This is a genomic window from Pilibacter termitis, assembly GCF_900167335.1.
Taxonomy (GTDB): Bacteria; Bacillota; Bacilli; order Lactobacillales; family Streptococcaceae; genus Pilibacter; species Pilibacter termitis.
Genome location: NZ_FUXI01000057.1, coordinates 1 through 1,671 on the forward strand (window position 1 = coordinate 1; position 1,671 = coordinate 1,671).

The window sequence follows — 1,671 nt, forward strand, 5'->3', positions numbered from 1 at the left end:
GGCTCTTTGTCAAATCGTGTGGAAAGCATCTATTTTACAAAGCGTACCTAAGAGAGTTGGACATCTTGTCCAGCTCCTCTTTTGCGTCTACCAGAAATAGTTTTCTTGTAGCATTCTGCTCTGTCGAACCTAGCCAGTAGCACAATTATAGGTCGTTCAACATGCAAAACCTTGTTCACTTGACTATTCTCTTGTTTTATCTTTCACTGTTACACTTTAAATACTGAAATATCTATTCTAAACCACCTTACAAATCCCTGTAAGAAGACCACACTGAATATAGCTCCTCGTACGGAAATTCTCAAATCTTCTAAAACCATAAGCCAATCGTTTGATGACTTTTAATTTATTGTTCAACCCCTCCACACAGCCATTTGAATAGGGTTCTTCCAACCCTTTACGAATACTCTCCTCTTTGCTTAAAAGGAACTTCATTTTCTTTACAAACAATTCAGGAAGAATGGTTGTATCTAACGCTCGAATGATATCAAAAAAGAAATCTGCTTGTTTATTCTTAAAATGATAGCGAAGGATTTGGCTTAGCTCATAAGCCTCCTCCAAAACTGGGGCATATTCTTTTAGGCTTGATACAATATCTAAAGAGGATAAATAGCGTTTAAAAGTATAATTATATCGTTTTTTCCTGCTTAATTTTTCGCTATCTTTTAGGAGGAGTTTCCAAAACTTCTTCAAATGGCGGTATTTTTTCCCCTCCTCTTTGTCTTTCGTACGAAATTGTTTCATGATTTGTACACGTAAACTGTTAAAAGCTCTCGTAATTTGTTGTACCACATGGAATCTATCTGTCACGATTTTGGCATTTGGAAAGACTACTCTTACTAAAAGGTGGTAAGCTGCATTCATATCCATTACAAGTCGTTTTACTTTCAAGCGTTCTTTCCTAGGATATTGTAGGAAATGACGAATCAATTGATCCATTCGTCTATCATCCAAAATCGTTTGTACTTTATGGGAAATGCCGTCTACTGCAATAAATGCCATATTCCCTCTACAATCCTTTGTTGCCTTTAACTCATCAATACAAAGAATTTCAGGCAGAGAACGAAAGTTTTCTGGATTTCTCCCTTTTAGCTCGGATAAAAGACGGGGAACCACACCGTATTCCACGTTCCTTATGCTCGCAATATCTTTCATATTCATATTTCTATGAAAATCTAGGATAATTTGTAGTTCTAACTTTCGTGAAGTCTTTTTCCCACTGCGAACGAATGTTTCAGGCAATTTAGCAGAAACTGTTTCTTCACAATGACGACATTTGTATCGCTCTATTTTGAGATAGAGCATCGATTTTTCTCCATTGTATTCTGGAACCTGAATCACTCGCTTATTTGCGATAGTTCCATGTTTATAGTAATCTGCTGAGCTCTGAAATAGAACCCCACAACTCTCGCAATGCGTAGGAACTTTCGCATATAGCCCATCAATTCTGTTGAATTTTCTATTTTTCTTATCTACCCCTCTAGAAAACCAACGGTCCTTTTCAAATATCAAACTTTCATCTTGAAATCCTAGTAATTCTCTTGTACACTTATCCATGAAGACATCTCCTTTACTGTTGGGTTAGGCACTTACATTGTAAACGAGATGTCTTTTTTTATGCAAAAAAATCGCATGGAATTTTTGTTATTCCACACGATTTAGTATAGAGCC

1 protein-coding gene is annotated in these 1,671 nt (G+C 36.4%); it reads right to left on the bottom strand.

Annotated elements, in window-relative coordinates:
- Positions 1–237 precede the first annotated feature (237 nt).
- A complete protein-coding gene (locus B5D30_RS13325) occupies positions 238–1,557 on the bottom strand; it encodes an ISL3 family transposase (protein WP_144399622.1) in 1,320 nt (439 codons plus the stop codon).
- Positions 1,558–1,671 lie beyond the last annotated feature (114 nt).

What these genes read in the sequence shown, in the direction of transcription:
- B5D30_RS13325 (WP_144399622.1), bottom strand. Translation starts at nt 1,557, where the DNA reads ATGGATAAGTGTACAAGAGAATTACTAGGATTTCAAGATGAAAGTTTG.